This is a genomic window from Sphingomonas sp. PAMC26645 (genome assembly GCF_004795835.1).
In the GTDB taxonomy this organism is placed as follows: domain Bacteria; phylum Pseudomonadota; class Alphaproteobacteria; order Sphingomonadales; family Sphingomonadaceae; genus Sphingomonas.
Genome location: NZ_CP039249.1, coordinates 3,228,335 through 3,253,840 on the forward strand (window position 1 = coordinate 3,228,335; position 25,506 = coordinate 3,253,840).

Here is a 25,506-nt window from a genome sequence, read left to right on the forward strand (position 1 = left end):
TTCGCTCCGGCTAGGGCATCACGCCGCAAACTGGTTCATCGTATTATGCGCGCCGCCCGCCTTCAGAGCCGCCTCACCCGCGAAATACTCCTTGTGGTCGTCGCCAAGATCCGAACCAGACATGTTCTGGTGCTTCACGCAGGCGATCCCCTCGCGGATTTCCTTGCGCTGGACGCCCTTCACATAACCGAGCATCCCCGCATCCCCGAAATACTCCTTGGCGAGATTGTCGGTCGAGAGCGCCGCCGTGTGATACGTCGGCAGCGTGATCAGATGGTGGAAGATGCCTGCGCGCTTGGCCGAATCCGCCTGGAAGGTGCGGATGCGTTCGTCGGCTTCGTCCGCGAGCGTCGTGCCGTCGTAATCGACGCTCATGAGCCGCGCGCGATCATAGGCCGACACGTCGTCACCCGCAGCCGACCAGGCATCGAAAACCTGCTGGCGGAAGTTCAACGTCCAGTTGAAGCTTGGCGAGTTATTATAGACGAGCTTCGCATTGGGGACGGCCTCACGGATGCGGTCGACCATGCCGGCGATCTGCTCGATGTGCGGCTTTTCGGTCTCGATCCACAGCAGGTCGGCGCCGTTCTGTAGCGACGCGATGCAGTCCATTACGCAGCGATCCTCGCCGGTCCCCGCGCGGAACTGGAACAGGTTCGACGGCAGGCGCTTGGGACGGAGCAGCTTGCCGTCGCGGTTGAGGATGACGTCGCCGTTCTGCGCCGTCGCCGGGTCGATCTCCTCGCAATCGAGGTACGAGTTATACTGGTCGCCGAGGTCGCCCGCTTCCTTGCTGACCGCGATCTGCTTGGTGAGGCCGGCACCGAGCGAGTCGGTGCGCGTGACGATGATGCCATCCTCCACGCCGAGTTCGAGGAACGCGTAGCGGCAGGCGCGGACCTTCGCGAGAAAGTCCTCGTGCGGAACGGTGACCTTGCCGTCCTGGTGGCCGCATTGCTTTTCGTCGCTGACCTGGTTCTCGATCTGGAGCGCGCAGGCTCCCGCCTCGATCATCTTCCGCGCGAGCAGATAGGTCGCCTCCGCATTGCCGAAGCCCGCATCGATGTCGGCGATGATTGGCACAACGTGCGTCTGGTGGTTCTCGATCGCATTGAGCAGGCGCTGTTCCTCGATCGCGTTACCGGCAGCGCGCGCCGCATCGACGTCGCGGAACATCATGCCGAGTTCGCGTGCATCGGCCTGCCGGAGGAAGGTGTAGAGTTCCTCGATCAACGCGGGGACGCTCGTTTTCTCGTGCATCGACTGGTCGGGCAGCGGGCCAAATTCGCTCCGCATCGCCGCGACCATCCAGCCGGAAAGGTAAAGATACCGGCGGTCGGTGGTGCCGAAATGCTTCTTGATGCTGATCATCTTCTGCTGCGCGATGAACCCGTGCCAGCAGCCGAGCGACTGCGTGTAGTGCGCCGGGTCCGCGTCATAGGCTGCCATGTCCTTGCGCATGATCGCTGCGGTATAGCGCGCGATGTCGAGGCCCGTGGTGAACCGGTTCTGCAACCGCATCCGCGCGACGGACTCGGGCGAGATCGCGTCCCACGTGCCGTTCTGGTCGGCAATGAGGTTGGTCAACTGGGCGATGTGCGTCTGGTAGGTCACGGGCGATCCTCGTCTGCTGCGATGATCGACCTGTAGGTATATTTACATGGTTAAGTGGCCAAATCGCGCCGAGATTGGCGTGCGTGTGTAACGAACGGTGCTTCCCGAATGTGACGATGTAAACTTCGTGACACTAGGCGGATTTCGCGCGGGGCCGAATGTCCTGATCGATATCAAGTCTTGCAAATTCAAGACCGAGGCGGCGGAACATAGGTCTTCGGACACTGTTGGAAGGACTTCGCAGCCAGGAGACGGTGATGACTGAAAGCGATCCAAGAGATGACGCCCCACTAAGCACGTCCAAGCGAAGCGACGCTGTAGCGGACGCGACGCGGGACCTTGCGGACGGCAAGGGCAGCAGCATCGTTGCCCGTGCGGTTACGATCAATCGCCCGGTCGGCGAACTGTTCGCCTATTTTCGCGACTTCGCAAACCTTCCGACCTTCATGGAGAATGTCGAGCGTATCGACGTCCTCGACCAGCGCCGCTCGCATTGGGTGGTCAAGGGTCCGGCGGGCAAATCCTATGAATGGACGTCGGCGGTTACTGATGAAGCGCAGGACAGCTTCATCGCATGGTCGTCGGAGGATGGTGCCGACGTGCCTAACAGCGGCCGCGTCGAGTTTCGGGATGCGGGCGCGCGCGGCACGGTGGTCGTTGCGACCATCCTGTACGATCCGCCGGGTGGCGTGATCGGCAAGCTGATCGCCAAGATGTTTCAGCGCGAACCCGCGATCCAGGCCCGCCGAGACCTACGCCGTTTCAAGCAGTTGATGGAAACCGGCGAGATCGCGACTGCCGCGATGAACCGCAAGCAGCATGAAGAGGAACTCGCCTGATGCGCGCTCTGGCATGGCACGGTAAGCACGACGTCCGCGTAGATACGGTCGACGATCCCGAAATCGTCAACCAGCGTGATTGCATCATCAAGGTCACCGCGACCGCGATATGCGGTTCCGATCTGCATCTGTACGACGGCTATATCCCGACGATGCAGGCCGGCGATATCCTTGGCCACGAATTCATGGGCGAAGTCGTCGAGGTCGGCGCGAAGTCGACGCTGAAGAAGGGCCAGAAGGTCGTCGTCCCGTTCACGATCGCCTGCGGCAGTTGCTACCATTGCGGCAAGCACCAGTATTCGGCGTGCGACAACGGCCTCCCCGCCGACAACCAGGACATCGCGCAGGAAATCTACGGCCAGCCCATGTCCGGCCTGTTCGGTTACAGCCACATGACCGGTGGCTATGCCGGCGGCCAAGCCGAATATGTCCGCGTGCCGTTCAGCGACGTCGGCCCGATCGTCATTCCCGACGGTGTGGACGACGAGAAGGTGTTGTTCCTCTCCGACATCCTGCCGACCGGCTGGATGGCGGCGGAGAACGCACAGATCGAACCCGGCGACACGGTCGCTGTGTGGGGTTGCGGTCCGGTCGGGCTGTTCGCGGTGCAGTCGGCGTTCCTGATGGGCGCCGAACGCGTCATCGCGATCGACCACTTCCCGCACCGACTGGAGCTTGCCAAGAAGTTCGGCGCCGAGACGATCAACTACGAGCAATCGGCCGTCTACGAGGCATTGATGGTAATGACCGGCGGCATCGGCCCCGACGCCGTCATCGACAGCGTTGGGCTCGAGGCACACGGCTTCTTCGTCGACAACGTCGTTGATCAGATCAAGGCGTCGACGTTCCTCGGCACCGATCGGACGCACTCGATCCGCCAGGCGATCATTGCGTGTCGCAAGGGCGGGCGGGTGTCGATGCCTGCCGTGTACGGCGGGTTCGTCGACAAGTTTCCGCTCGGCGCCTTCATGGAGAAGGGGCTGACGCTCAAGACCGGTCAGACGCATGTCCAGCATTACATGCCCGCGCTGCTCAACGCGATCATGGAGGGCAAGATCGACACCACCTTCCTGATCTCGCACCGCATGGACCTGGAGGACGCCCCCAAGGGCTACGACATGTTCAAGAACAACCAGAACGAAGTGACGAAGGTCGTGCTCAAGCCCGGCTTCAACTGAGGATGACTGACAATGGCTGATAAATTCGCGATCATCACCGGCGCCTCGACGGGCATCGGCTTCGAACTGGCGACGCTGGCGGCGAAGGACGGCTACGACATTCTCGTCGTGGCGGACGAGGCGTTGATCGACGCCGCCGCGCAGGACTTCAAGCAGTTCGGCACCGATGTTCAGTCGCTCCAGGCCGATCTCTCGACGATCGAAGGCGTCGACCAGCTTTTGGCGGCGACGAACGGCCGGACGATCGACCTGGTCTGCGCGAACGCCGGGCGCGGGCTTGGCAAGGCGTTCCTTGATCAGGACCTCGCGGAGTGGCGCAAGGTCGTCGACACCAACGTCGTCGGCACGGCGTATCTGTTGCAGAAGGTGTTGCCGCCGATGGTCGCGCGCAACACCGGCAAGGTGCTCGTGACCGGGTCGATCGCAGGCTACATCCCCGGTGCGTTCCAGGCGGTGTACAACGGCACGAAGAGCTTCGTCGACAGCTTCGTTGCCGCGATCCAGAACGAGATCAAGGATGCAGACGGCGTCACGCTGACCAACCTGATGCCCGGCCCGGTCGACACCGAGTTCTTCGATCGCGCGCACATGATGGACACCGATGTCGGGACCGATCCCAAGAAAAGCGATCCCGCGGACGTGGCGAAGGACGGCTGGGACGCGCTGATGTCCGGCAAGTCCGCGGTCGTGTCGGGCTGGAAGAACAAGATCCAGTCGGCGATCGCCAACGTCACGCCCAACGCCGTGCTCGCCGAGATGCACCGCAAGATGGCCGAGCCTGGCACCGCGAACGACTAAGCTAAAGGTTCAACAGGAGAGAGAAGACCATGACACGATTTCTGACTGCCGCCGCGCTGATCGCGCTGCCGATCGCCGCTGTCTCGGCACAGGCGCCGATGCCCGCTTCGACTTACGTAATGAAGGCCGGTGCCGGCGACCTGTACGAGAAGACGTCGAGCCAGATCCTGCTCGAGACGACCACCAATCCGAAGCTTAAGAGCTTCGCGCAGATGATGATCACCGATCACACCAAGAGCACCGAGGACGTGAAGGCGGCGGCGATGGCGGCGCATGTGAAGGTCGCACCACCCAAGCTCGATCCGATGGGCGCGAAGAACGTCGCGGCACTTCGCGCGGCGAAGGGCACGGCGCGCGACCGGCTGTACGTGACGCAGCAGAAGGCGGCGCATGCCAAGGCGCTGACGTTGCAGCAGGGCTATGCGAACAAGGGCACCGTGGCGGGCCTGAAGACTGTTGCAGCCGGAATCGTACCAGTCGTCCAGTCGCACATTACCGAACTGCAGACGATGTAATCTCGCGTCGTTTCACTGATTGCCAGATACCGACGGCGCCTGCCTTAAAAAGCAGGCGCCGTTCTGCATTCGGGACGCCCAACAGTCTGGAAAGCTATCTCCGGGCCCGCTAGGCCGGGACTCATGGAAACCGATATCGCCATCGCTCGCAGCGTCGCCCTGCGCCCTATCGCCGCCATCGCCGAGAGCCTGCACATTCCCGACGACGCGATCGAGCCTTATGGCCGGTACAAGGCGAAGATCTCGCTCGAATGGCTGAACGCACGCAAGTCTTCGCCCAACGGCAAGCTCATCCTCGTCACCGCGATCAATCCGACCCCGGCAGGCGAAGGCAAGACCACGACCTCGATCGGGCTCGCCGACGCGCTCCGGCATACCGGGCGCAAGGCCGTGCTCGCCCTTCGCGAACCCTCGCTGGGCCCGTGCTTCGGGACCAAGGGCGGTGCGACCGGTGGCGGTCGTGCGCAGGTGGCGCCGATGGAGGACATCAACCTCCACTTCACCGGCGATTTCCACGCGATCACCGCGGCGCACAATTTGCTCGCGGCGATGATCGACAACCACATCCACTGGGGCAACGCGCTCCAGATCGACGTCCGCCGCGTGGTCTGGCGGCGCGTGCTCGACATGAACGACCGTGCGCTGCGCGACATCGTCCAGTCGATCGGTGGCGTCGCCAACGGCTATCCCCGCGAATCGGGCTTCGACATCACGGTCGCGTCGGAGGTGATGGCGATCCTTTGCCTCGCCGACGGGCTCGCGGACATGGAGCGGCGGCTGGGCGATATCGTCGTCGCCTACACGCGGGGCCGCAAGCCGATCACCGCGCGCGACTTGAAGGCGGACGGCGCGATGGCGGTGCTGCTGGCGGAGGCGATCAAGCCGAACCTCGTCCAGTCGCTGGAAGGGACGCCCGCGTTCCTCCACGGCGGGCCATTCGCCAACATCGCGCATGGCTGCAACTCGGTAATCGCGACGCGGGCAGCGCTGTCGCTCGGCGATTACGTGGTGACCGAGGCGGGCTTCGGCGCGGATCTCGGCGCGGAAAAGTTTTTCGACATCAAGTGCCGCCAGGCGGGGCTGGCCCCCGACGCGGTCGTGATCGTCGCGACCGCGCGTGCGCTGAAGATGAACGGTGGCGTCGCCAAGGCCGACCTGGGACGCGAGGACGTCGACGCGGTACGACGGGGCGCGGTCAATCTCGTCCGTCATATCGAGAACATCCGCCAGTTCGGCGTGCCCGCGGTCGTCGCGATCAACCATTTCTACACCGACAGCGATGCGGAGATCGCCGCGATCGTCGAGGCCGCCGCACATCACGGCGCGCGCGCGATCCTCTGCCGGCATTGGGCCGAGGGTGGTGCCGGTGCCGTCGAACTGGCCGACGCGGTCGCCGAACTGTGCGACACGCACGGGGGCGGGTTCGCGCCGATCTATGGCGACGAACTGTCGTTGTTCGACAAGATCGATACCGTTGCACGCCGCATCTATCGTGCCGAGCACGCCGTCGCCGAGCCCAGCGTGCTCGCTCAGTTGAAGCGCTGGGAGGATGCCGGATACGGTCACCTGCCCGTCTGCCTCGCGAAGACGCAGTACAGCTTCTCGACCGACCCTGCCCTGCTTGGTGCACCGACCGGGCATATCGTGCCGGTGCGCGAAGTGCGGCTAGCGGCAGGTGCCGGGTTCGTGGTGGCGATCTGCGGAGAGATCATGACCATGCCGGGCCTGCCGCGCGTTTCGGCCGCCGAGGCGATCCGGTTGAATAACGAGGGGCTGATCGAAGGATTATTCTAAGTCTCAATCCTCCCCCGCCAGGGGGAGGTGGCACCGAAGGTGACGGAGGGGGCGGACAAGGAACAAGCGTTTCGCGTACCTCCCCCTCCGTCTGGCAAGTGCCAGCCACCTCCCCCTGGCGGGGGAGGATTCGTAGCCGCCCTACCCGAACATCCGCTTCATCGACCGCTCGAGCATCACGAACTGCCACAAGGTCCGACCGTGCTCCGCACGCCCCATCCGGTGCTCGTCGGCGATCCGAGCGATCGTCGCCATGTCGAACCACCCCGTCTCGCCTAGCGTGCGCGACTTGGCGAGCGCGGTCGCCTCGCCTGCCAGTGCGCCACGAAACCACGCGCTGATCGGCGTCACGAAGCCCATCTTCTGGCGATAGAGGATGTCGCGCGGCAGATACGGCTCCATCGCTTTCTTCATCAGCCATTTGCCCTCGCCGTGCCGCAACCGCATGGTCGCCGGCAGCGTCGCGCAGAACTCGATCAGGCGGTGGTCGAGCAACGGTTCGCGCGCTTCGAGGCCGACTGCCATGCTGGTCCGATCGACCTTGGTCAGGATGTCGCCGGGCAGCCAATGCTTGATGTCGGCATATTGCGCGCGGTCGATCGCGTCGCGCGCGGGCGCGTTCGCCATAGTCGCGACATAGCGATCCTCGGCACGGTACCCGCCAAGCTTCGCGCGCGCGCCGGCGTTGAACAACTGCGCGCGGAGTTCGGGCGTAGTGACGCCGACCGACCGCGCATAGGCCTCGCCGCCGCCTTGCGCGAGCGCGAGTAGCGTCGACTTCGCGCGAAGCGGTCGCGGCGCCCAGTCGGCCTTCGGATACCAGCGGCCGAGCGTCCCGAAGACGTCGGCGCGGAGATGCGACGGCAGCAAGCCGCGGACGCGCTCTTCGACCGACTGGAACTTGTAGCGGCGATATCCGGCGAGCGCTTCGTCCGCCCCATCTCCGGACAGCGCGACGGTGACGCTCTCGCGGGCAAGCGCGCAGACCTGATAGGTGGCGAGCGCGGAGGCGTCCGCAAAGGGCTCGTCGAAGCTCGCGACCAGCGTGTCGATCAGCCCGAAATCACCCGACTGGACGACGCGCTCACGGTGATCGGTGGCAAAGCGGCGCGCGACGGTGTCGGCATAGCTGCGTTCGTCATGCCCGGCCTCGTCGAACCCGATCGTGCAGGTGCGGACCGCCTTGGGGCTCGCCTCGGCCATCAACGCGACGACCGCGGAGCTGTCCACCCCGCCCGACAAGAACGCACCCAGCGGCACGTCGGCGACCATCCGCGACCGCACGCCCGCGCGCATCCGGTCGACCAGTTCCTCGCCCAGAGCCTTGGCCGAGCCGGTCGCGCGGTTGGAGAAATCGATGTCCCACCATTTGCGCGGCTGCGGCACCGACTTGCCACGCTCGACCAGCAGAAAATGCCCAGCCGCCAGCTTCTTGACGCCCGCGACCATGCAGGAATCGTCGGGCACGTACCCGAATGCCAGGTAGTCCTCGACCGCGCCGAGATCCGGCACGCGGCGGAGTTGCGGATGCGCGAGCAGGCCCTTCAACTCAGAGGCGAACGCCAGCGACCCGTCAGCCAGCTCGACATAATGAAGCGGCTTCACGCCCATCCGGTCGCGCGCGAGGAACAGCGTGTGCGCGGCGGTATCGTGGATCGCGAAAGCGAACATGCCGTTCAGCCGGTCGAGCATCGACGGCCCCCAGGCGCGCCACGCGTGCAGCAGGACTTCGGTGTCGCCGGACGTCCGGAAGATCGCGCCCTTGGCGGCTAATTCGTCGCGCAGTTCGACGAAGTTATAGATCTCGCCGTTGTAGGTGATCGTGAGTGTGCCATCGGACATCGGCTGCGGCGAGCCTTCGAGGTCAATGATCGACAGGCGGCGATGGCCGAGACCGACGCCCGGCGCAGTCCAGATGCCGTCGCCGTCGGGGCCACGATGCGACAGTGCGGCGATCATCGCGTGGACGCGGTTCGGGTCGACCGGCTTCGGGGTACCGGGGTGGAAGATCCCGGCGATGCCGCACATCTAGCGCATCCCCGCGGCGTGATCGGCGACCGGCGCGATCGGGCCGAGCGCCGCGAGGAAGCGCGCGATCGGACGCGCGTCGGCTCCCTCGACCGAAAGGTGGATCGCCACCGCGCCTTGCGGCCCCCCGAGCAACCGCGCCTTCATCGTCTCGATCTTCACCAGCGTTTCGTCCTGCGTGGTCGTGTCGCCGACCCGGTACCACGTCGCGACGATCCGCTCTACGGGTCCGGGCGCGGTGATCCGCATGACGCTGCCACCCGCAATTTCGGGCAGGTCGGCGACGCGGACCCAGCGATCTTCCTCGCGCAGGACGCCGGTACCGTAGGCGATCAGTTCCTTGCCCTCGTGCTGGCTGCCGAACACCGCGACGCTCATGTCGACTCGCGCGCCGGTCGCGTCGGCGTAGCGGCCGAACAGATAATGGTCTGCGCCGGGGTAATAGGGGGTCCACGGCGCGCGCGTGCTGACGGGAACGCGGTGCCAGCCGGCAATCTCAGGCAGGTCGATATGCGCGGGAAGTGGCTGTGCGCGACCGGCGATCGCCGCGCTCCACGCCGGGAACACCGCGAACGTGGTGAGAGCGAGTGCGGTCGCAATGGCTAGATCGGTCCGGTTGCGTGGTGTCGCCTGGAGCTTCGCCGGATCGAACGCGGGGTCGTCCGGCCCGCGGTCGAACCAGCGCCAGCCAATCGCCATCACGCCCGCCATGACCAGCGCGAAGAACACCCAGCCATAGACGATATGATCGATCCCGGTGGCCGCCTCGACCGAAGTGAGGTCCGCCGCCCAGATTGTCCCGAACGCGCGGAAGCCATTGGCGATGACCGGCACGACGACGGACACGACGAGGAACACTGCGCGCCGCCTCCACGACACGAAGCAGAGGTTGGCGACGAGCACCCCGAACGCGAACATCGCGATGACGAACTTCGCGCCCGAACATGCCTCGGCCACCTCGAAATAATAGCGCCCGGCGTGGATCAGCACGCCGTCGACCACTGCCGGCACGCCGACGAGGTGGAGCAGCGGCATGACGATCGCAACCGTGACGGTCTGCAGCGGCGGTTCGAGACCTTCGCCGAACGGTACGAGGAAAAACGCGTAGGCGAGCGGGAAGAGCAGCCCGCGCGCGACGTTGGGGCCGAGGATCGTCACGACCGCACCTTGCAGCATCATGACGAGCCCCAGCTGGCGCGCGAATCCGACGGAAGCAGCGTCGCCCATCAGCCAGCCGCCGCCCCCGATAGCGATGAGCGCGAGGCCGGGCCACCAACCGGTCGGGGTTAGTTGCGCCAGTTCGGCACGACGTTGCCAGACGAGCCATGCGATCACCGGGCCGATGAAGAGGCAGTGGCCGAAGGTGGTGCTGGTCCACCAGATATGCGCGAGATCGGCAACGTCGCTTCGGAATGTCAGGAGTATCAGCGCCGCGACGACCGCGAGCGCGATACCGTGGCGACGCCATACGGTCATGCCGAAAGGCCGAGCAGCGCGTCCAGCGGCGCGAGGCGGGCGTCCCAGCCATAGCGGCGGATGACCTGCGCGCGGGCGGACTGGCCGAGCGTTGCCGCGGTGTCGGGGGCTTCAAGCAGGTCGCAGATGCGGTCGGCGAACTCCTGTGCGGTCATGGCTACCCGGATCGTGCCGGCATGATCGATGCCCTCGGCCGCGGCTGTCGACGTGACGACGGGTCGGGCCATCGCCATCGCCTCGAGCACCTTGTTCTGGATGCCGCGCGCGAGTTTCAGCGGGGCGACGCAGACGTCCGCAGTAGCGAGCCAGCCTCGCACGTCGTCGACTGCGCCGGTGACGGTGACGTGATCGTTCGCGAGCGCCTGGACGGCCGCAGTCGGCGCGCGGCCGACGATCGCGAAGTGAGCGGGGTGGCGCTCGCGGACGAGCGGGAGGATGTCGCGTGCGAACCACGTCACCGCGTCGATGTTGGGGCGGTAGTCCATCTGGCCGGTGAAGACGATGAAAGGCGAACCACTTAACGGCTCCCCCCCGGTGGAGGCCGGGGTCCAGTGGGGGGACGTCGGTAACGACGGATTGCGCTCCGTTACAGCGACCTCTCCAACTGGGCCCCGGCGTTCGCCGGGGTGGTGGCTGCCGGTAAGTTTGGTAAACTCAGCCGCCGGATCGAACTTCGCCGAATCGATGCCGTTCTCGACCGCAATGATCCGCCCGGTCGCCCCGCCCTCCCGGAACAACGCAGCCTCCGCGTCGCTGACGAACAGGCTGGCCGACACCCTGCCCGCTACCTCACGTTCGAACGCGCCGAGTAGCCGAGCCTCGCGGCGCATCATCCACCGCATCGGGCCCCACGCGTCGTCGGCAAACCCAGCAAACTTGGCGGAGTCGACGTCGACGAAGTCCATGACGACCGGCGGACCGCCAACCGGCAAATACTGCGCCATTTGACCGGAGAAGCAGTAGACTGCGCTTACCTGGGGCAAGACGCGATCGACAGCACCTTGCATCGCCGCCGCCGCAAAGGCGGTTAGCGAGACCGGCTTACCGGTCGCGAGCGCTTCGACCGCAGCACGCTGCTGCGACTTCTGACGCGGCAGGATCGTGCAGCTTGCCAGCATATCGGTGAACGCCGCAGGCGGATCGAAGTCGGTTTCGTCGTCGGCGAACGCTACCAGATGCACCGGCGTTCGCGTCGCCAGATACTGGAGGATGTGGAAACTGCGGATCTTGTCGCCGCGGTCGGGCGGAAATGGGACGCGGTGCGCGAGGAAGAGCAGGCTCACCCCAGGCCTCGGGAAATCCACGGTCCTGCTGCGTTGGCCGCCCATAGCGGAACCTTCTTCCACGTCCGCACCATCAGCGCGTATTTGGGGTTCAGCGGGTTCACCTCGCGCGCCGGCCCGTTGCTGCGCTTGGCGTAGAGCCGCGGTTCGGGCATGAATCCCCAGTTCTTCTTGAACGCCGCCGCCCCCGTGCCGGTCTTCGAACGGCCAAAGTCGAACCGCGTGCAGCCCCGCGCGCGCGCATGCGCCATCAGTGCGAAATACATCCGGTCATTGGCGCGCAGTCCTCGCGCGGCATCAGTCCCGCCGCCCCAATAGGGAAAGACGGTACCGTTGAAATACAGGCTCAGGACGCTAGCTACCGCGCGGCCTTTGTGTCGAACGGTGAGAACATCGACGTCCATCATGCTCGCGACGCAGCGGAAAAGCTTGGCGGGAAAAACAGGTGTACCGAGATTGCGAACCGACTCCGCATAAACGCGGTAATGCTCGGCGAGCAGTTTCCGATCGTTGCCGATGACGATTTCAAGGTCGAAGCCAAGCGCCCGACGGACTTCGGCACGCTGCTTTCGAGGGATCGCGAGCAGTTCCGCATCGTCGTCCGCGGCCAGATCTCGAACGAAGCCGAGATAGCTGGTGTCATCGCTATCCCAGCCGCTCGGCGCAGGACCGCCGCGCAGTTCTACCGAAGGGCAGCCGATCCGCAGCGCGACGTTCCAAGCCCCCGCCGACAGCGATTCGACCGCGCCACCCAAGATGCCGCCATCGACGCCGAACCCGGTCGACACCAGCGCACGCCCGAACAGCGGCGAACGCATCTCGGTCAACGGCAGCACGCCGTCGATCACGCCTCCATTCTCCGACACCAAATAGTGCGCACGCTGGCCGCAACCATCCTGCACCGCGAGGCTCCACGCTGGCAGGTGGAACGGCGTAGCACCGTCGCTAGCCTCGACGAACGCCGTGACCCGCTCACATTCGGCCGGATCGCGAAGATCGACTTCGCGCACGCCGACAGGCATCGGCGCGGTCACGCCAGTCGCGCCGCTTCGCGTGCTACGACAGTGTCCACACGGCCCCAATCGTGCCGGCCAAGCAGTCCGCGCAACTTGCCGGCCATCGCCCCGAGCCGCGAGTAATGACGAATCTTCGACCGCATCGGTGCCGCGTCGACCCGCGGCTGCGACGGATCGATTTCCCACGGGTGAAAATAAAACATCGCCGGGCGGTCTTCGCGATTGACCTGCCGCACCGCGAGATCGGTGATCGCCGCCGGGAGCAGCCGAAAGAATCCGCCCCCGGTCGCCAGCTTGCGCTCGCCGAACTTGGCGACCGTCACCGGGACTTCGATCAAGGCGCTGTCCGCGAGCGGCTTGAACCCGTAGCGCGGCGCATCGAGCCAGCCGTAATGATCATGCTTCACCGGAGCGACGCTCGAGGAATAGGCATAGCCCGCCTCGGCAAGTTCGACGTGCGCCCAAGGCGTGCGCTGGTCGATCGAGAAGCTCGGTGCGCGGTAGCCGGTGACCTTCGCCCCCGCCGCGTCCTCGATCGCCGTCCGAGCACGTGTGAGGTCGGCGCGAAACACGTCCGGCGTCATCGTGAAGACACGCTGGTGATCCCAGCCATGGCTGGCGATCTCGTGTCCGGCGTTGACGATGCGGCGGATCAGGGCGGGGTAGCGGTGGGCTACCCAGCCTAACGTGAAGAACGTTGCCTTCGTGTCGCGCTCGGCGAACAGGGCCAGGACGGCGTCGGTATTGGCCTCGACGCGCGGCTGGAGCGAGTCCCAGTCGGCCTTGTCGATCACCTTTTCGAACGCGCCGACCTGGAACCAGTCCTCAACATCGACGGACATGCCATTGATAACGGGGCCATTGAGAACAGGCATTTCAGGCAGCATCGTGCCAGGCGGCCACACCGCGGATGGGTGCGTATTCCGGCTTGGTATCGTCGCCCTCGACCCAGTCGACCAGCAGCGTCAGGACGCGACGTAGCGCCTTGTCCTGCATGTCCACCCGCGCCTCGAGTTCAGCGAGCCGCTCCTCGACCGCAGGATCGGTGATCGGCGTGTCGACACGCGGCGTGGACACGGGTTCGCGCGGTTCGTGCGCGTTATGCGCACCTTTTCCCCGGTCCTGCGCGATCATTGGCAGGTCGCCCTCAAGGTCACGTTGCACCGCCCGCACCGTATCGCCGTCGATCACCGTCAAGTCGTCGATCGCCGCGTGCAGCATCACCCGCCCGGCAAGCTGGTTCAGGCGACGCGGCACACCCGCCGACCCGGTGAAGAACGCCGCGAACGCATCCTCGGTAAAATCGGGGTTCCCCGTCCAGCCGACCACCGTCAGGCGGTGCGCGAGATAGTCGGAGACCTCATGCTCCTCCATCGGATCGAGATGGTGGATCGCGATCACGCGCTGGCGGAGCTGTTCGAGACGCTCCGAGCCGTGGAGCCGGTCGCGGAACTCGGGCTGTCCGAGCAGGACGATCTGCAGCAGCGCGTGGCCGCCCGCCTGGAAGTTCGACAGCATCCGCAGTTCTTCGAGCGCATCGACGGGCAAGGCCTGCGCCTCGTCGACGATCAGCAGCGTCCGCTTGCCGGTGCGCGCGACCGCGTGCAGCCCGCGCTCGATCGCGGTGAGCAGTTCGGCCTTGCTCAGCCCAGCCGGATCGACTTGCAGGTCGGTAGCGACGATCCGGAGCAGATCGTCCGCCTCGATCGCGGTCGAGACGAGCTTGATCGCGTTCAGGCGCTGAAGGTCGATCGTGTCCATCAGGTGACCGACGAGCGTCGTCTTGCCCGCGCCGATATCGCCGGTGATGACGATGAAGCCCTCGCCCTGCGCCAGACCATAGCCGAGATACGCCATCGCCTTGCGGTGGGTGCCGGTCTCGAACCAGAATTTGGGATCGGGGGTGAGCTGGAAAGGCCGACCCGTCAGTCCATAATGTTGATCGTACATAAGCTGCTCGCCTTCAGAACTGGTACCGCGCACCGATCAGCGCCTGCGCCGACCAGTCGCTGTCGAGGTCGCCGACCTTGAAGCTGTAAAGCCCGAGCGACGCGGTGGTGCCGAGACGCCCGAAATTATGAAAATATGTCCCCGTCCCGCCGTAAGACCACACGCCGGTATCGCCGGTGATGTCGTCGACGCCGCTGTCGTAATAATTGACGAACAGGTCGGCGTTGACGCCGGAAACCGGGGTCAGCCTGCGCGTGTAGAATAGCTGGCCGTAATAGCTTTCATCATCGAGACCCGCGACGACCAAGCCGGGCGCGAGCCGCGGCGCATAGAGCTTGCGATTGGCGTAGCCGATGCCCGCGCCCCAGGTGGAGCGCCCGCGCGTGGCGGAGATCACGCCGTCGATCCCGCGTGCGCGGTAGCTGGCGGTCGAGATCGACTGGAAAACGTCGTTGAGGCACCCGCCCGGTTGCGCACCGGTGGAGCCGAACACGCAGCCATTGAATTGCTGCCCGAAACCCTGCTGGTTGCCGCTCAGGAAGCTGGTCGGCAAATTGCCGATACCGGTCCGGAGCTGACGGCCGAAGGTCTGCACGCCGTCATACACGTTGACCGCGAGGCCGACGGAGTCCGATGCCTGATAGGTCGCAGTGCCGGTGTAGCTGAGCGATCCGTAGCGGCGCCCGACATGCCCCTCCACCGAGGTCCGGCGATTGGGCCGCCAGACGACACCGGCGTCGTAATAGATGCCGTCGGTGCGATAGGCGACGCGGCGCGGCGATGCCTCGTTGGTGACGAAGCGACCGTCGCGATCGAGCACGGGCGTGCCGGTCGCGTCGACGACCGGATCCTTCTGGCTCGTCTCGATCTTCTCGTAACCGACGCCGGCGGTGAGCGCGACATAGGGCGAGATCGGCTGGAGTATGTCGCCGCGGCCGTAATAGCCCTCGTAACGCTGCTTCAACTGGCTGGCGGTCTCGCGGTCGTAAGCGCCGCTGACCGTGAGCCCGAACGGCGCGATCGCACCGGGGCGCACCGAGGCGCTGGCGGTCACGGTGTTGCCGATCGAATCGTCGTAATAGTCGAGCCGTTGCCCGCCCAGGCCCGCATCGCCGAACGTCGGCGTATCGACCTTGGTATAGCCGAGCCGGTAGTTCGCGTTCAGCGTCACCGGGCCGGCGTTGCTGGTGAAGCTGGGGCCGGCATAGACCGAATAGATCTGGCTGACGTTGCTGACATTGCCGACGAGGACGCCAGGTGCCGCGCCGCGGATATCGGAGCGCGACCGCGTGGCGATACCGGCGGCCTCCAGCGTGAGGTTCGGCGTGACGCGGGCATCGACGCGCGCGAGGCCCGAATGGATGTCGTTGTCGCCGAGACGATCGCCCCAGCCGAATCGATGCTCGTACCGATAGCTGACTTGGCCCGAGATACGCTGGGTCTGGACCGCCGCGTCGATGCCGGCGGCGAGGCTGGTATAGGTCAGCACGTCGCCGCCGTTGAGATCGGCGGACAGCGTCTGGTTTGCCTCGACATACGGATTGATCGTGACGCGGCGCGACGAATGCGCGGGTTGCGTCGGCAGATCAGCCTGCGCGACGACCGGCGTGGCGGGCAGTGCCGCGAGCACGCAACCGCCGGCGATCAACGCCAGCTTCCGCGCCATACACTTGGTGTGCAGTGTCCGCATCACGACGCGTGCCCGTAATAGCTGCCGAACCGCGCACCGCCCTGGACGAACGACACGGCATTCAGCACGAGCTGGATATGCTCGCACCCGTCGAGCAGGTTCACTGCCGCCCGCAATTCATTCTCGGGGGTGTGGTCGGCGCGAACGACGAGCATCACCTGCCCTACCCGCATCGCCAGCACCGACGCCGGCGACGCAGCGAGCGCAGGCGGCGAATCGAAGATCACGACACGGCGCGGATTGGCCTCGAGCAGGCGCGCGATCACCGACTTGGTCCGCGCGCTGGCGAGCAGTTCGGTATCCATGCTGGTTTTGGACCCGGCAGGCAGGATCGAGAGATGCGGCACGTCGGTCTGGATGACGAGATCCTCGACGTCGATCCGGGTATCGCCCAGCGCATCGAGCAGTCCGGGGCCATCAGTGAGCCCGAGTTGCGCGACGACATCGGGCTTGGCGACGTCGGCATCGACCAGCAGCACTTCGGTATCACGCTCGGCGGCGATCGAGAGCGCGAGGTTGATCGCGCAGAACGTCTTGCCGTCGCCGGGGCGCGCCGAGCAGACCAGGATCATGCGCGCCTTGTCGGCGCTGCCGCTCTCCGCGATCCGCGCGCCGGTGATCAGCAACTGCCGCTTGATCAGCCGGAATTCCTCGGCAAGCGGGCCGACGGGCGCACCGGGGACGATCATGCCGTTCGCGGCCAGCATCCCGCGATCGATCCGCACGGTGTCGGATGCTTCGTCGGGCAGGTAGAATTCGTCGGGAAGCTCGTCACCGACCGGTGCGCGCAGTTCTTCCGGGATCGCGAGAAAGGTGGGGTCGACGAATTCGTGCGACGGCTCGGCCTCGGATACCGGCGCATACGTCGCAGCAGGCGTTTCTTCGACCGGCGTTTCAGGCTTTGGCGATTCGAGCTCCGGCACCTCGACGACGGGCGGGACCTCGCGCGCGACCGCGGGCGCAACCGGCTGCGTCTCGACCTGCGGCGGAGTCGGCACGACGGTACCACGCAGCTGGGCGTGCGCGTTGAAATCATACACCTTGGCCGCTCGTTCGAGCAGCGAGGGTTCGCGATCAGGCTTCGTCACGGTCATCCCCCTATGCCGCCAGTCCGCGCTGGAGGATCTCGACCCCCAGCAACAAGACATAGGCGACGCCCAGTGCGGCCGTACCGCCCAGGAACATCTTCAACTTGTGCCGACGCTGGCCGGATTGCACGCGCGTCACCACTTCGCCGATCGACCCGATCACCGGCATGCCTGCCCCCTTTTCGAGCCGCGCGGTCGTCGCGAACGTGGATCGCAGCTGCCCCATCGCGAAGGCCGCGCCGATTCCCGCCGCGAGTCCCGCGATCAGAACCCCCGTGAGTAGCAGCAATCTGTTCGGCGCGCTCGGCTTGCTCGGCATCGTCGGCGGATCGATCACGCTGAACTTCACGTGATCGCTCTGCGACTGCGCCTGGCCGACGATCGCGGTCTGCTCGCGCTGTTTAAGCAGCGCGTCGTACTGGTCCTTCAGCACCTGATAATCGCGATCGATCGAGCCCTGTTCGGCGGCGACTTCGGGATCGCCCGACAGCTTCGAATTGAGCAGGTCGAGGTCGCCCTGCAACTGGCTCCGCCGCATCCGCAACGAGGCGACCGTGGCGGTGCGATCCGCGACCATCGACTGGAGCGACGCGTAGAGCGGGTTCTGCGCGCTGCCCCCTGCACTGCCGCCCGCCAGCGGCTCGCTGCGCGCCGCCGCGGTGGCCGATGCGAGCTGGCTCTTCAGCGCGATCACGTCGGGGTGGTTCTCGGTATAGCCGCGCGCGCGGGCGTCGGCGAGCTGACCCTGGATCGCCTGGAGCCGTGCGCGCGCCGGCCCGGCCGCGCCAGCGACGCCCCCCGTCCCCGCGACCGTTGCCGGCGTCCCGGCCATCTGGCCCTGGACCGCGGCTAGACTCGACTGCGCGGCGGCGAGATCGCCGTCGACCTGCGACATCTGCGACCGCGCGGCGCTGATCCGGTCGCTGACCGAACCCGTGCCGGGGAGAGCGCCGAGATAGCGGTTCTGGAAGTCGGCGCGCTTGGCCTCGGCATCGGCGAGCTGCTTCTGGCGCGAGGCGAGCTGCTGGTCGAGGAAGGTCAGGCTCTGCGTCGTCTTCGAGCGATCGCCGGCGAGGTTCTGCTCGACGAACAGGTCGATCAGTTTCTGCGTGATCTGGCGTGCGAGCTTCGGGGTCGCCGCGCTGGTCGTGATCTGGAACAGATTATCCTGTTGCGACACGATCTTGATGTTCGGGGCCAGCGCCGCGACGCGGTCGGCGACGTCGCGGTCGCTCGACACGGTGTTCGCGAGATCGGTGCCGCGCACGACCTTTTCCAGGTTCACCGCGGAGATCAGCGTCGTGCGGATCGTGTCGACCGTCATCGGCGCGACCTGAGGTACGCCGTCCATACCCGAGGGCAGGATCGTCTGCATCTGCACGAACACCCGCGCGGTCGAATCGTAGCGGCTCGGGATCTGCGATACGACCAGCCAGCCGAGCACGCACACGCCCCATGCCACCGCGAGCGCCAGCCAGCGCCGCGTCCAGATCGCATGCAGCGCGATCCGCACCTCGTCGTAGATCCCGTTCATCCCGATCGCCTCAGAACATCGATTCGGGGATGATGATCACGTCGCCCGGCGCGAGCCGGACGTTGGCCGACGAATCGCCCTTCTTCAGCAGGTTGTTGATCTGCAACCCGAACTCGGTCTGCTTGCCGGTCGCGCGATCGTAGCGCACCAGCCGTGCCTTGTTGCCCGCCGCATACTGGCTGAGGCCGCCGACCGCGATCATCGCATCGAGCAACGTCATGTTGGCGCGGTACGGGATCGACGCGGGCTTCTCGGTCGCGCCGACGATGCGGACCTGCTGGCTGTACGTGCCGCTGAAATTCTCCACGATCACCGAGACGATGGGGTCCTTGATATAGGCCCCCAGCGCCTTCTTGATGTCGTCGCTGAGCATCGCGGGGGTCTTGCCGACCGCGGGCAGGTCGTTGATCAGCGGCGTCGTGATCCGGCCGTCGGGACGCACCTGGACCTTCGACGACAGCTCGGGATTGCGCCAGACGAAGATGTTGAGCTGATCGAGCGGGCCGATCACATATTCCTCGCCCGGCAATTCCTGCTTCGCGACGAACGAGGCGGGCGGCAAGGCGGGCGGCGTGCTGCCGGTCGTGCACGCGCCGAGCGTGGTCGCGGCGAGGCCTAGGGTCAGCAGGGATTTCGATACAGATCCGAAACGCATGGGTAACTTTCTCCTGGCGCCGCACCGTCCATCGGTTGCCCGACGGGCGGCTAACTCAGCCTTCGCTATGCAAGTAACAGGTGAAGATAGCGTTAGGAGCGCCCCGTAACCATGCCCCGCCAAGGCACTGCAACTGCGCCTTATATACCAGTAACGATCTCGGACGCTGGTGGATGCCCGAGAAACGCAGTCGGGCTGGCGCTCGCCCCGTAGGCGCCGGCCATGAAGATTGCGATCAGGTCGCCGACGTGGACGGGGGGGAGCGCGACCTTGTCGCCGAGGCGGTCGAGCGGGGTGCAGAGCGGACCGACGACGGAGACGGTTTCGGTCGGCGTGTGGCCCATCCGGGCGGCGACCGCGATCGGGTAGTTGCGGCGAACGACGGTGCCGAAATTGCCGCTCGCCGCCAGTTGATGGTTGAGGCCGCCGTCGACGACGACGAAGGTCTCGCCCTGGCTTTGCTTTATGTCGATGACGCGGGTGAGGTAGACGCCTGCTTCCGCCACGAGCCAGCGGCCGAGTTCGATCGCGAATCGGGTTTTGGCGAGGATCGCGGGGCGGGATGCGAGTGCTTCGGCCAGCGCCTTGCCGACGCGTTCGACGTCGAGCGCCGCGTCGCCGGCGAAGTACGGCACGCCGAAACCGCCACCGAGGTTGACGAGTGGGGGGGCGACGCTCGCCTCCTCTGCCAATCGCGCCGCGAGTGCGATCGTCGCGGCCTGCGTCTCGATGATCGCAGCGGGATCGAGCGCCTGGCTGCCAGCGTAGATATGGAACCCGCGCCAGTCCGCGCCCGCTGCGACGATCGCCTTTACGAGCGCTGCCGCCCGTACCGCATCGACCCCGAACGGCGACGCGCGACCGCCCATCCGCATGCCCGATCCGCGGAGTTCGATATCTGGGTTCACGCGGACCGCCATGCGCGGTGTTTGTCCGAGGCGGTCGCCGATCGCGAACGCCCGCGCCGCCTCGCCTTCCGATTCGACGTTGAGCGTGGCGCCGGCGGTGATCGCGGCGGCGAGTTCGTCGTCGCGCTTGCCGGGCCCGGCGAAACTGATCGACGCTGCCGGTTTCACGATCATAGCCTTCGCGAGTTCGCCCGAGGAGGCGACGTCGAGCCCGTCTACCAGCGGGGCGATCGCGGTCAGCAGGTCGGCGTGTGGATTGGCCTTGATGGCGTAATGGAGGTCGATCGCCGGCATCGCTGCTCTGAAGCGTGCGATGCGGGCGGCTACGATCTCCATGCCGTAGACGAACAACGGGGTGTCGCCTGCGTGCACGGCCCAGTCGTCAGCAGACCGGCCGCCAATTTTCAGCACCCCGCTCTGCGAAAACTCCGGCGGAAGAGGACCCATCGGTTTCATGACGCGCTCCCTTCCGTGTTCCCCCGCGAAGGCGGGGGCCCAGACTGGACTCCCGCCTTCGCGGGAGAACAAGCTTTTACCTCCGACGCAATGGCAGACCGGTCCAACTTCCCATTGGCATTACGCGGTAATTCATCCCGCCATAGATACACACCCGGCTGCATGAAGCTCGGCAGAGCCGTCCGCAATCGCGCCCGCAACGCCGGCTCCTCACCCGCATCCCCGGCCAGCATCACGACGATCGCCTGCCCCAGCCGCTCGTCCGGCACACCGACCGCGACCGCCTCGCGCGCTTCGCCGCCTGCCAGCACCGCCTCCTCGACCTCGAGCGGGCTGATCCGGTTGCCTGCGCTCTTGATCATCTCATCGTCGCGGCCGACGAATCGGAGCAGGCCGTCCTCGCCCTCGACGACGGTATCCCCCGACCAGACCGCCATGCCGTTGCCACCGGGCGCCGGGCGGAACCGCTGCGCCGTCCGCTCCGCATCCTGCCAATAGCCTTGGGCGACGAGTGGCCCCGAATGCACGAGTTCCCCCGCCTCCCCCGGCGCAGCGCGCGTGCCGTCGGGTTTCACCACCGAAACCTCGGCAAACGGGATCGCCCGCCCCATCGCGTCGGGATGCGTATCGATCAGCGCCGGGTCGAGATAGGTCGACCGGAACGCCTCGGTCAGGCCGTACATGGCGTACACTTCCGCCGTCGGGAACCGCTCGCGCAGGCCCCGCACGAGTCGCGGCGTCAGCGCGCCGCCCGAGTTGGTCAGGCGTTTCAACCGAGCGGCGGTTTCCACCGGCCACTCCGCTTCCAGCAATTGCACCCACAGAGGCGGCACGCCCGCCAAGGTCGTCGCCTCGACCCGCTCGACCGCCTTCACGACATCGCGTGCGACGAGGTAGTCGAGCGGCGCTACCGACGCGCCGGCTGCCCATGTGGAGAACAGCTGGTTTTGGCCGTAGTCGAACGACAAGGGCAGGACGCCGAGCACGCGGTCTTCAGGCTCCAGCTTCAGATAGTGCGCGACGGAGATCGCGCCGAGCCACAGGTTGGCGTGGCTTAGCATCACGCCTTTCGGCCGGCCGGTGGATCCGGACGTGTAGAGGATCGCGGCCAGGGTATCGGGGTCGGCGTCGGAGGGACTCATCATCTCGTTCCCCCGCGGAGGCGGAGGGTTGGGAATCACGAGCGTCGCGCTTTGCAATCCTGGCCCCCCGCGTTCGCGAGGGAACAGAGAAAGAAGATCGGCTTCGTCCACGGTCGCGCAGCCATCCGGTACGTCGCCATCGTCTAGCGTGCCGGCTCGCACGCTTTGGGTCACCAGTAGGCGAGCGCCGCTGTCCCCCAGGATATGCGCCACCTGCGCTCGCCGGAGCAGTGGGTTGACCGGGACATGCACCAGCCCTGCCCGCGCCGTCGCGAGCGGCATCAGGCAGGCGACGCGCGTCTTCGGCAGCCACGTCGCGACGCGGTCGCCGGCCGACAGCCCTCGGCCAGCGAGCCACCCCGCCAATGCACCGACGCCTGCCTCAAGCTCGGCAAACGTCATCGCGCCCGCCTTGTCGACCAGCGCAATCGCGTCAGGCGCACCACGCAGTGCGATGTGGTCGATAGGGTACGGCTTGGGGTCGAGCGCGATCATGACGCCTTAATAGCGCCAAGCCCCCCTTAGCGCGAACCCGTTGCCGAATTCACCCCCACACGCTAGCGGGGCCGGGTTCGTAACCGTTCAGGCGATGCTCGTGATCTTCGAAGGCACTTCCCAAGTCGAAACGACGGTACGCGCCGTCCTCGCCGATATCCTCGGTCTGAGCGCGGACCGCGTCGCTGCGTTCACCGCCGACACACCGCTGTTCGGCGCGCTGCCAGAACTCGATTCGATGGCGGTGGCGAGTGTGCTGACCGAACTCGAAGACCGTCTCGGCATCCTGATCGAGGACGACGAGATCGACGGCGAGATGCTCGAGACGTTCGGCGCGCTGGTCCAGTTTGCCGCGAGCAAGGCACTGGTCTAGCCTTAACGGGGGGTCTAGCCTCACCCGGGATGACCGCCCTGCGCTTCGATACCTATGACTGGAGCGGCGGCCGCGAAGCGATGCTGCGGTTCGGCCCCGATGCCGGCCCGATCGTCATCGCCGCACTCCCGCTGTTCGAGGAAGCGAACCGCACCCGCCAGTTCCTCGTCACGATTTTACGCAAACTTGCTGATCATGGGATCGGCAGCGTGCTTCCCGATCTGCCCGGCACCGGCGAGAGCATCGTCGTCACTGGCGAAGCGCGACTCCGCAACCAGCGGACAGCCTATATTGAGCTTGCTCACCGACTTGGCCGGAACACTTACGGCATTTCGATAAGAAGCGGCGCGCTCTTCGATACCGACGCGACCCTCGCCGGACGATGGCAGCTATCCGCGCAAACCGGCGAAGACGTGTTGCGTGAGTTGGATCGCACGCGAGTAACGTCACGGTCCGATCCCGCCAACAAAACCGAGTATGCGGGCAACACGCTGTCCCGCGAAATGCTAGCCGACCTCCACGACACCAAATCCTATGCTGGAGCCGGCCCCCTGCGCGTTGTCAGGCTCGAATCCGACCCGCGCGACGCAGACGTGAAATATGCTGCATCACCCCTGTGGCGCCGGTCAGAGCCGGACAATGATATCGCATTGGCTCAGATACTTGCCGGCGACATCTCGAACTGGATCGCATCATGCGAACGCTGATCGCGTTCGTTTGCGAAGGCGAAACCCTTGCTGCAACGCTGGACGAGGCAGACGGATCTACAGGGTTGCTCATCGTGTCCGGCGGCAATGAAATTCGCAGCGGCGCCCATCGCGGCATGGCGATGCTGGCGCATCGACTGGCCTCCGCTGGCATACCCGTGTTCCGTTACGACCGCCGCGGCGTTGGAGACTCGACGGGCGACAATAAGGGCTTCCTTAACGCCGAACCTGACCTGATCGCAGCCGCCGCCGCGTTCCACCGCGCGGCACCTAGTGTCACTCGACTGGTCGGCTTCGGCAATTGCGACGCTGCCAGCACGATCGTGCTGTTCGGACGATCGGCGGGGATCGACCGGATCATCGTCGCCAACCCCTGGGTCGTCCAACCGATCGACGACCTGCCCCCGGCCGACGCGATCAGCGCCCGCTATCACAGCGCGCTTCGCGACCCCGCGACCTGGCGACGCGCGCTGACAGGGCAGGTCAGCTTTACCAAGTTTCTCAGAGGCTTGAAAAGGGTTGTGACCGCCAAGACTGAAGAGCGTGCTTCACTAGCGACCAACGTCTTGACCGCGCTTGACGGCTGGCACGACGACGCCGCCATCGTCCTTGCGACAGGCGACGCGACCGCGATCGCCTTTGCCGCACGGTATCGCGGTGGCGCGAAAGTGAATCGGTTCGACACGGCGTCACATAGTTTTGCCGGGGCGGAGAACGCCGCAACGCTCTACGCCGCGATCATCGACGGGATCGAGCAAGAGTAGCTGCTCGGGTCCTGATGAACGCAGGACCAGAGCCATAACCGCTATCGTTTAGAAACCTGGATCCTGACTTTCGTCAGGATGACGATGACGATGACGATGACGAAGGACGCGGGCGCTATTCCGCGGCTTCGGCCAGCTCTGCAAACTCGGCTGCCGCCAGGAAGCGCTCGGCGTCCAGCGCCGCCATGCAGCCGGTCCCCGCCGCCGTCACCGCCTGACGGTACACCTTGTCGGCGACATCGCCGCACGCGAACACGCCTTCGACGCTGGTCCGCGTCGACCCGGTCTCGACCGAGATATACCCGTCCGAATCGAGATCGATATGGCCGCGGAACAGCTCGGTCGCCGGATGATGCCCGATCGCCACGAACCCGCCATCGACCGCAAGCCGCGAGCGCTCGCCAGTTACCGTGTCCTCGAGCTCCAGCGCGACCAGACCCGCATTGCCGCCGCCGTCGACGAACTCGCGAACCTCCTTGTTCCAGAGCACCGTCACGCCCTTGTGGGCGAACAGGCGCTCCTGGAGGATCTTCTCCGACCGCAGCGAATCGCGGCGGTGGATCAGCGTCACGTCGGGCGAATGGTTGGTGAGGTACAGCGCCTCCTCGACCGCGGTGTTGCCGCCGCCGATCACGGCAACCTTCTTGCCGCGGTAGAAGAACCCGTCGCAGGTCGCGCAGGCGCTGACGCCCTTGCCCTTCATCGGCTCCTCGCTGTCGATCCCGAGCCACTTCGCCTGCGCGCCGGTCGCGATCACCAGCGTATCGCCCTCATACACGTCGCCGCTGTCGCCGATCAGGCGGAACGGGCGGCTGGTCAGGTCGACCTGCGTGACGGTGTCCCACATCATGCGCGTGCCGACATGCTCGGCCTGTGCCGTCATCTGCTCCATCAGCCACGGGCCCTGAATCACGTCCTTGAAGCCGGGATAATTCTCGACATCGGTGGTCGTGGTCAGCTGGCCGCCGGGCTGAATGCCCTGCACGACGATCGGCGCCATCCCGGCACGCGCGCCATAGATCGCGGCGGAGAGCCCGGCGGGGCCCGAGCCGAGGATAAGCATGCGGGTCGTGTGCGTCGTCATCGGAGTTCCTTGGAGATTCGAGACTGCATCTAGGGGATGCGCGGCCGGATTTGAACCGCCGCTAAATCTGTGCCGCCTGCATCGAAAGCTTTGCCACTGCGTTGGACGATAAAAGCGGA

The 25,506-nt window shown here is 65.8% G+C and carries 22 protein-coding genes; 8 read left to right on the forward strand and 14 right to left on the reverse strand.

What is annotated here, in order from left to right:
• Positions 1–18: 18 nt before the first annotated feature.
• Positions 19–1,614: an isocitrate lyase gene (locus E5673_RS14840; protein WP_136190616.1), complete on the reverse strand. Its 1,596-nt coding sequence runs from the start codon at positions 1,612–1,614 to the stop codon at positions 19–21.
• Positions 1,615–1,871: 257 nt separating this feature from the next.
• Here E5673_RS14840 and E5673_RS14845 point away from each other — a divergent pair, with 257 nt between their 5' ends.
• The 5 genes from E5673_RS14845 to E5673_RS14865 all read left to right on the forward strand — a co-directional run bounded on the left by E5673_RS14845 (position 1,872) and on the right by E5673_RS14865 (position 6,738).
• On the forward strand, positions 1,872–2,453 hold the full coding sequence (locus E5673_RS14845; protein WP_136190617.1) for an SRPBCC family protein: 582 nt from the start codon (positions 1,872–1,874) through the stop codon (positions 2,451–2,453).
• Entirely contained in the window at positions 2,453–3,631 is a 1,179-nt protein-coding gene (locus E5673_RS14850) for a zinc-dependent alcohol dehydrogenase (protein ID WP_136190618.1), read from the forward strand. Before E5673_RS14845 ends, E5673_RS14850 begins: the two co-directional genes overlap by 1 nt.
• A gap of 12 nt (positions 3,632–3,643) precedes the next feature.
• Positions 3,644–4,429 (forward strand): SDR family NAD(P)-dependent oxidoreductase, encoded by a 786-nt coding sequence (locus E5673_RS14855; RefSeq protein WP_136190619.1) that lies wholly within the window; start codon positions 3,644–3,646, stop codon positions 4,427–4,429.
• A gap of 29 nt (positions 4,430–4,458) precedes the next feature.
• Entirely contained in the window at positions 4,459–4,944 is a 486-nt protein-coding gene (locus tag E5673_RS14860) for a DUF4142 domain-containing protein (protein WP_247599411.1), read from the forward strand.
• Between the two features lie 123 nt (positions 4,945–5,067).
• Positions 5,068–6,738 (forward strand): formate--tetrahydrofolate ligase, encoded by a 1,671-nt coding sequence (locus E5673_RS14865; RefSeq protein ID WP_136190620.1) that lies wholly within the window; start codon positions 5,068–5,070, stop codon positions 6,736–6,738.
• A gap of 141 nt (positions 6,739–6,879) precedes the next feature.
• Here E5673_RS14865 and E5673_RS14870 read toward each other — a convergent pair whose 3' ends face one another.
• From E5673_RS14870 to E5673_RS14925, 12 genes are all read right to left on the reverse strand, one after another.
• Positions 6,880–8,766, reverse strand: coding sequence for an XrtA/PEP-CTERM system amidotransferase (locus E5673_RS14870; RefSeq protein ID WP_136190621.1), 1,887 nt, complete (start codon positions 8,764–8,766; stop codon positions 6,880–6,882).
• Positions 8,767–10,242, reverse strand: coding sequence for an exosortase A (xrtA, locus tag E5673_RS14875; RefSeq protein ID WP_136190622.1), 1,476 nt, complete (start codon positions 10,240–10,242; stop codon positions 8,767–8,769). It abuts the gene before it with no gap.
• A complete protein-coding gene (locus E5673_RS14880; RefSeq protein WP_247599412.1) occupies positions 10,239–11,525 on the reverse strand; it encodes a glycosyltransferase in 1,287 nt (428 codons plus the stop codon). Before E5673_RS14880 ends, xrtA begins: the two co-directional genes overlap by 4 nt.
• Positions 11,522–12,559 carry a FemAB family XrtA/PEP-CTERM system-associated protein gene (locus E5673_RS14885; RefSeq protein WP_136190623.1) on the reverse strand — a complete coding sequence of 346 codons (1,038 nt, stop codon included), beginning with the start codon at positions 12,557–12,559 and terminating at the stop codon, positions 11,522–11,524. The genes E5673_RS14880 and E5673_RS14885 overlap by 4 nt, the downstream gene beginning before the upstream one ends.
• Positions 12,556–13,383 carry an XrtA system polysaccharide deacetylase gene (locus E5673_RS14890; protein WP_136190624.1) on the reverse strand — a complete coding sequence of 276 codons (828 nt, stop codon included), beginning with the start codon at positions 13,381–13,383 and terminating at the stop codon, positions 12,556–12,558. The genes E5673_RS14885 and E5673_RS14890 overlap by 4 nt, the downstream gene beginning before the upstream one ends.
• Before the next feature lie 34 nt (positions 13,384–13,417).
• Entirely contained in the window at positions 13,418–14,491 is a 1,074-nt protein-coding gene (locus E5673_RS14895) for an AAA family ATPase (protein WP_136190625.1), read from the reverse strand.
• 13 nt (positions 14,492–14,504) lie between these two features.
• Positions 14,505–16,157 (reverse strand): hypothetical protein, encoded by a 1,653-nt coding sequence (locus E5673_RS14900; RefSeq protein WP_136190626.1) that lies wholly within the window; start codon positions 16,155–16,157, stop codon positions 14,505–14,507.
• Between the two features lie 23 nt (positions 16,158–16,180).
• Entirely contained in the window at positions 16,181–17,275 is a 1,095-nt protein-coding gene (locus E5673_RS14905; protein WP_136190627.1) for an AAA family ATPase, read from the reverse strand.
• Between the two features lie 4 nt (positions 17,276–17,279).
• Positions 17,280–18,803: an XrtA system polysaccharide chain length determinant gene (locus E5673_RS14910; protein WP_136190628.1), complete on the reverse strand. Its 1,524-nt coding sequence runs from the start codon at positions 18,801–18,803 to the stop codon at positions 17,280–17,282.
• A 10-nt stretch (positions 18,804–18,813) separates the two neighbouring features.
• Positions 18,814–19,458, reverse strand: a complete 645-nt coding sequence (locus E5673_RS14915) for an XrtA/PEP-CTERM system exopolysaccharide export protein (RefSeq protein WP_136190629.1) — start codon at positions 19,456–19,458, stop codon at positions 18,814–18,816.
• 140 nt (positions 19,459–19,598) lie between these two features.
• The gene (locus E5673_RS14920) at positions 19,599–20,822 is read right to left on the reverse strand and encodes a pyridoxal-dependent decarboxylase, exosortase A system-associated (protein WP_136190630.1); all 1,224 of its coding nucleotides are present in this window, start codon (positions 20,820–20,822) and stop codon (positions 19,599–19,601) included.
• Positions 20,819–22,459 carry an acyl-CoA ligase (AMP-forming), exosortase A system-associated gene (locus tag E5673_RS14925; RefSeq protein ID WP_210731756.1) on the reverse strand — a complete coding sequence of 547 codons (1,641 nt, stop codon included), beginning with the start codon at positions 22,457–22,459 and terminating at the stop codon, positions 20,819–20,821. Before E5673_RS14925 ends, E5673_RS14920 begins: the two co-directional genes overlap by 4 nt.
• Before the next feature lie 94 nt (positions 22,460–22,553).
• On the opposite strand from E5673_RS14925, the gene E5673_RS14930 reads away from it, so the two are divergent.
• Genes E5673_RS14930 through E5673_RS14940 form a run of 3 tightly spaced genes read left to right on the forward strand, consistent with a single transcriptional unit; the run spans position 22,554 to position 24,303 of the window.
• Entirely contained in the window at positions 22,554–22,832 is a 279-nt protein-coding gene (locus E5673_RS14930) for an acyl carrier protein (RefSeq protein WP_093397165.1), read from the forward strand.
• A 29-nt stretch (positions 22,833–22,861) separates the two neighbouring features.
• Entirely contained in the window at positions 22,862–23,539 is a 678-nt protein-coding gene (locus tag E5673_RS14935; protein WP_136190631.1) for a hypothetical protein, read from the forward strand.
• A complete protein-coding gene (locus E5673_RS14940; RefSeq protein ID WP_136190632.1) occupies positions 23,527–24,303 on the forward strand; it encodes a hydrolase 1, exosortase A system-associated in 777 nt (258 codons plus the stop codon). Before E5673_RS14935 ends, E5673_RS14940 begins: the two co-directional genes overlap by 13 nt.
• A 115-nt stretch (positions 24,304–24,418) precedes the next feature.
• On the opposite strand, the gene trxB is transcribed toward E5673_RS14940, so the two are convergent.
• Complete coding sequence (trxB, locus tag E5673_RS14945; protein ID WP_107961939.1) at positions 24,419–25,387, reverse strand: thioredoxin-disulfide reductase; 969 nt, start codon at positions 25,385–25,387, stop codon at positions 24,419–24,421.
• Positions 25,388–25,506: the final 119 nt, after the last annotated feature.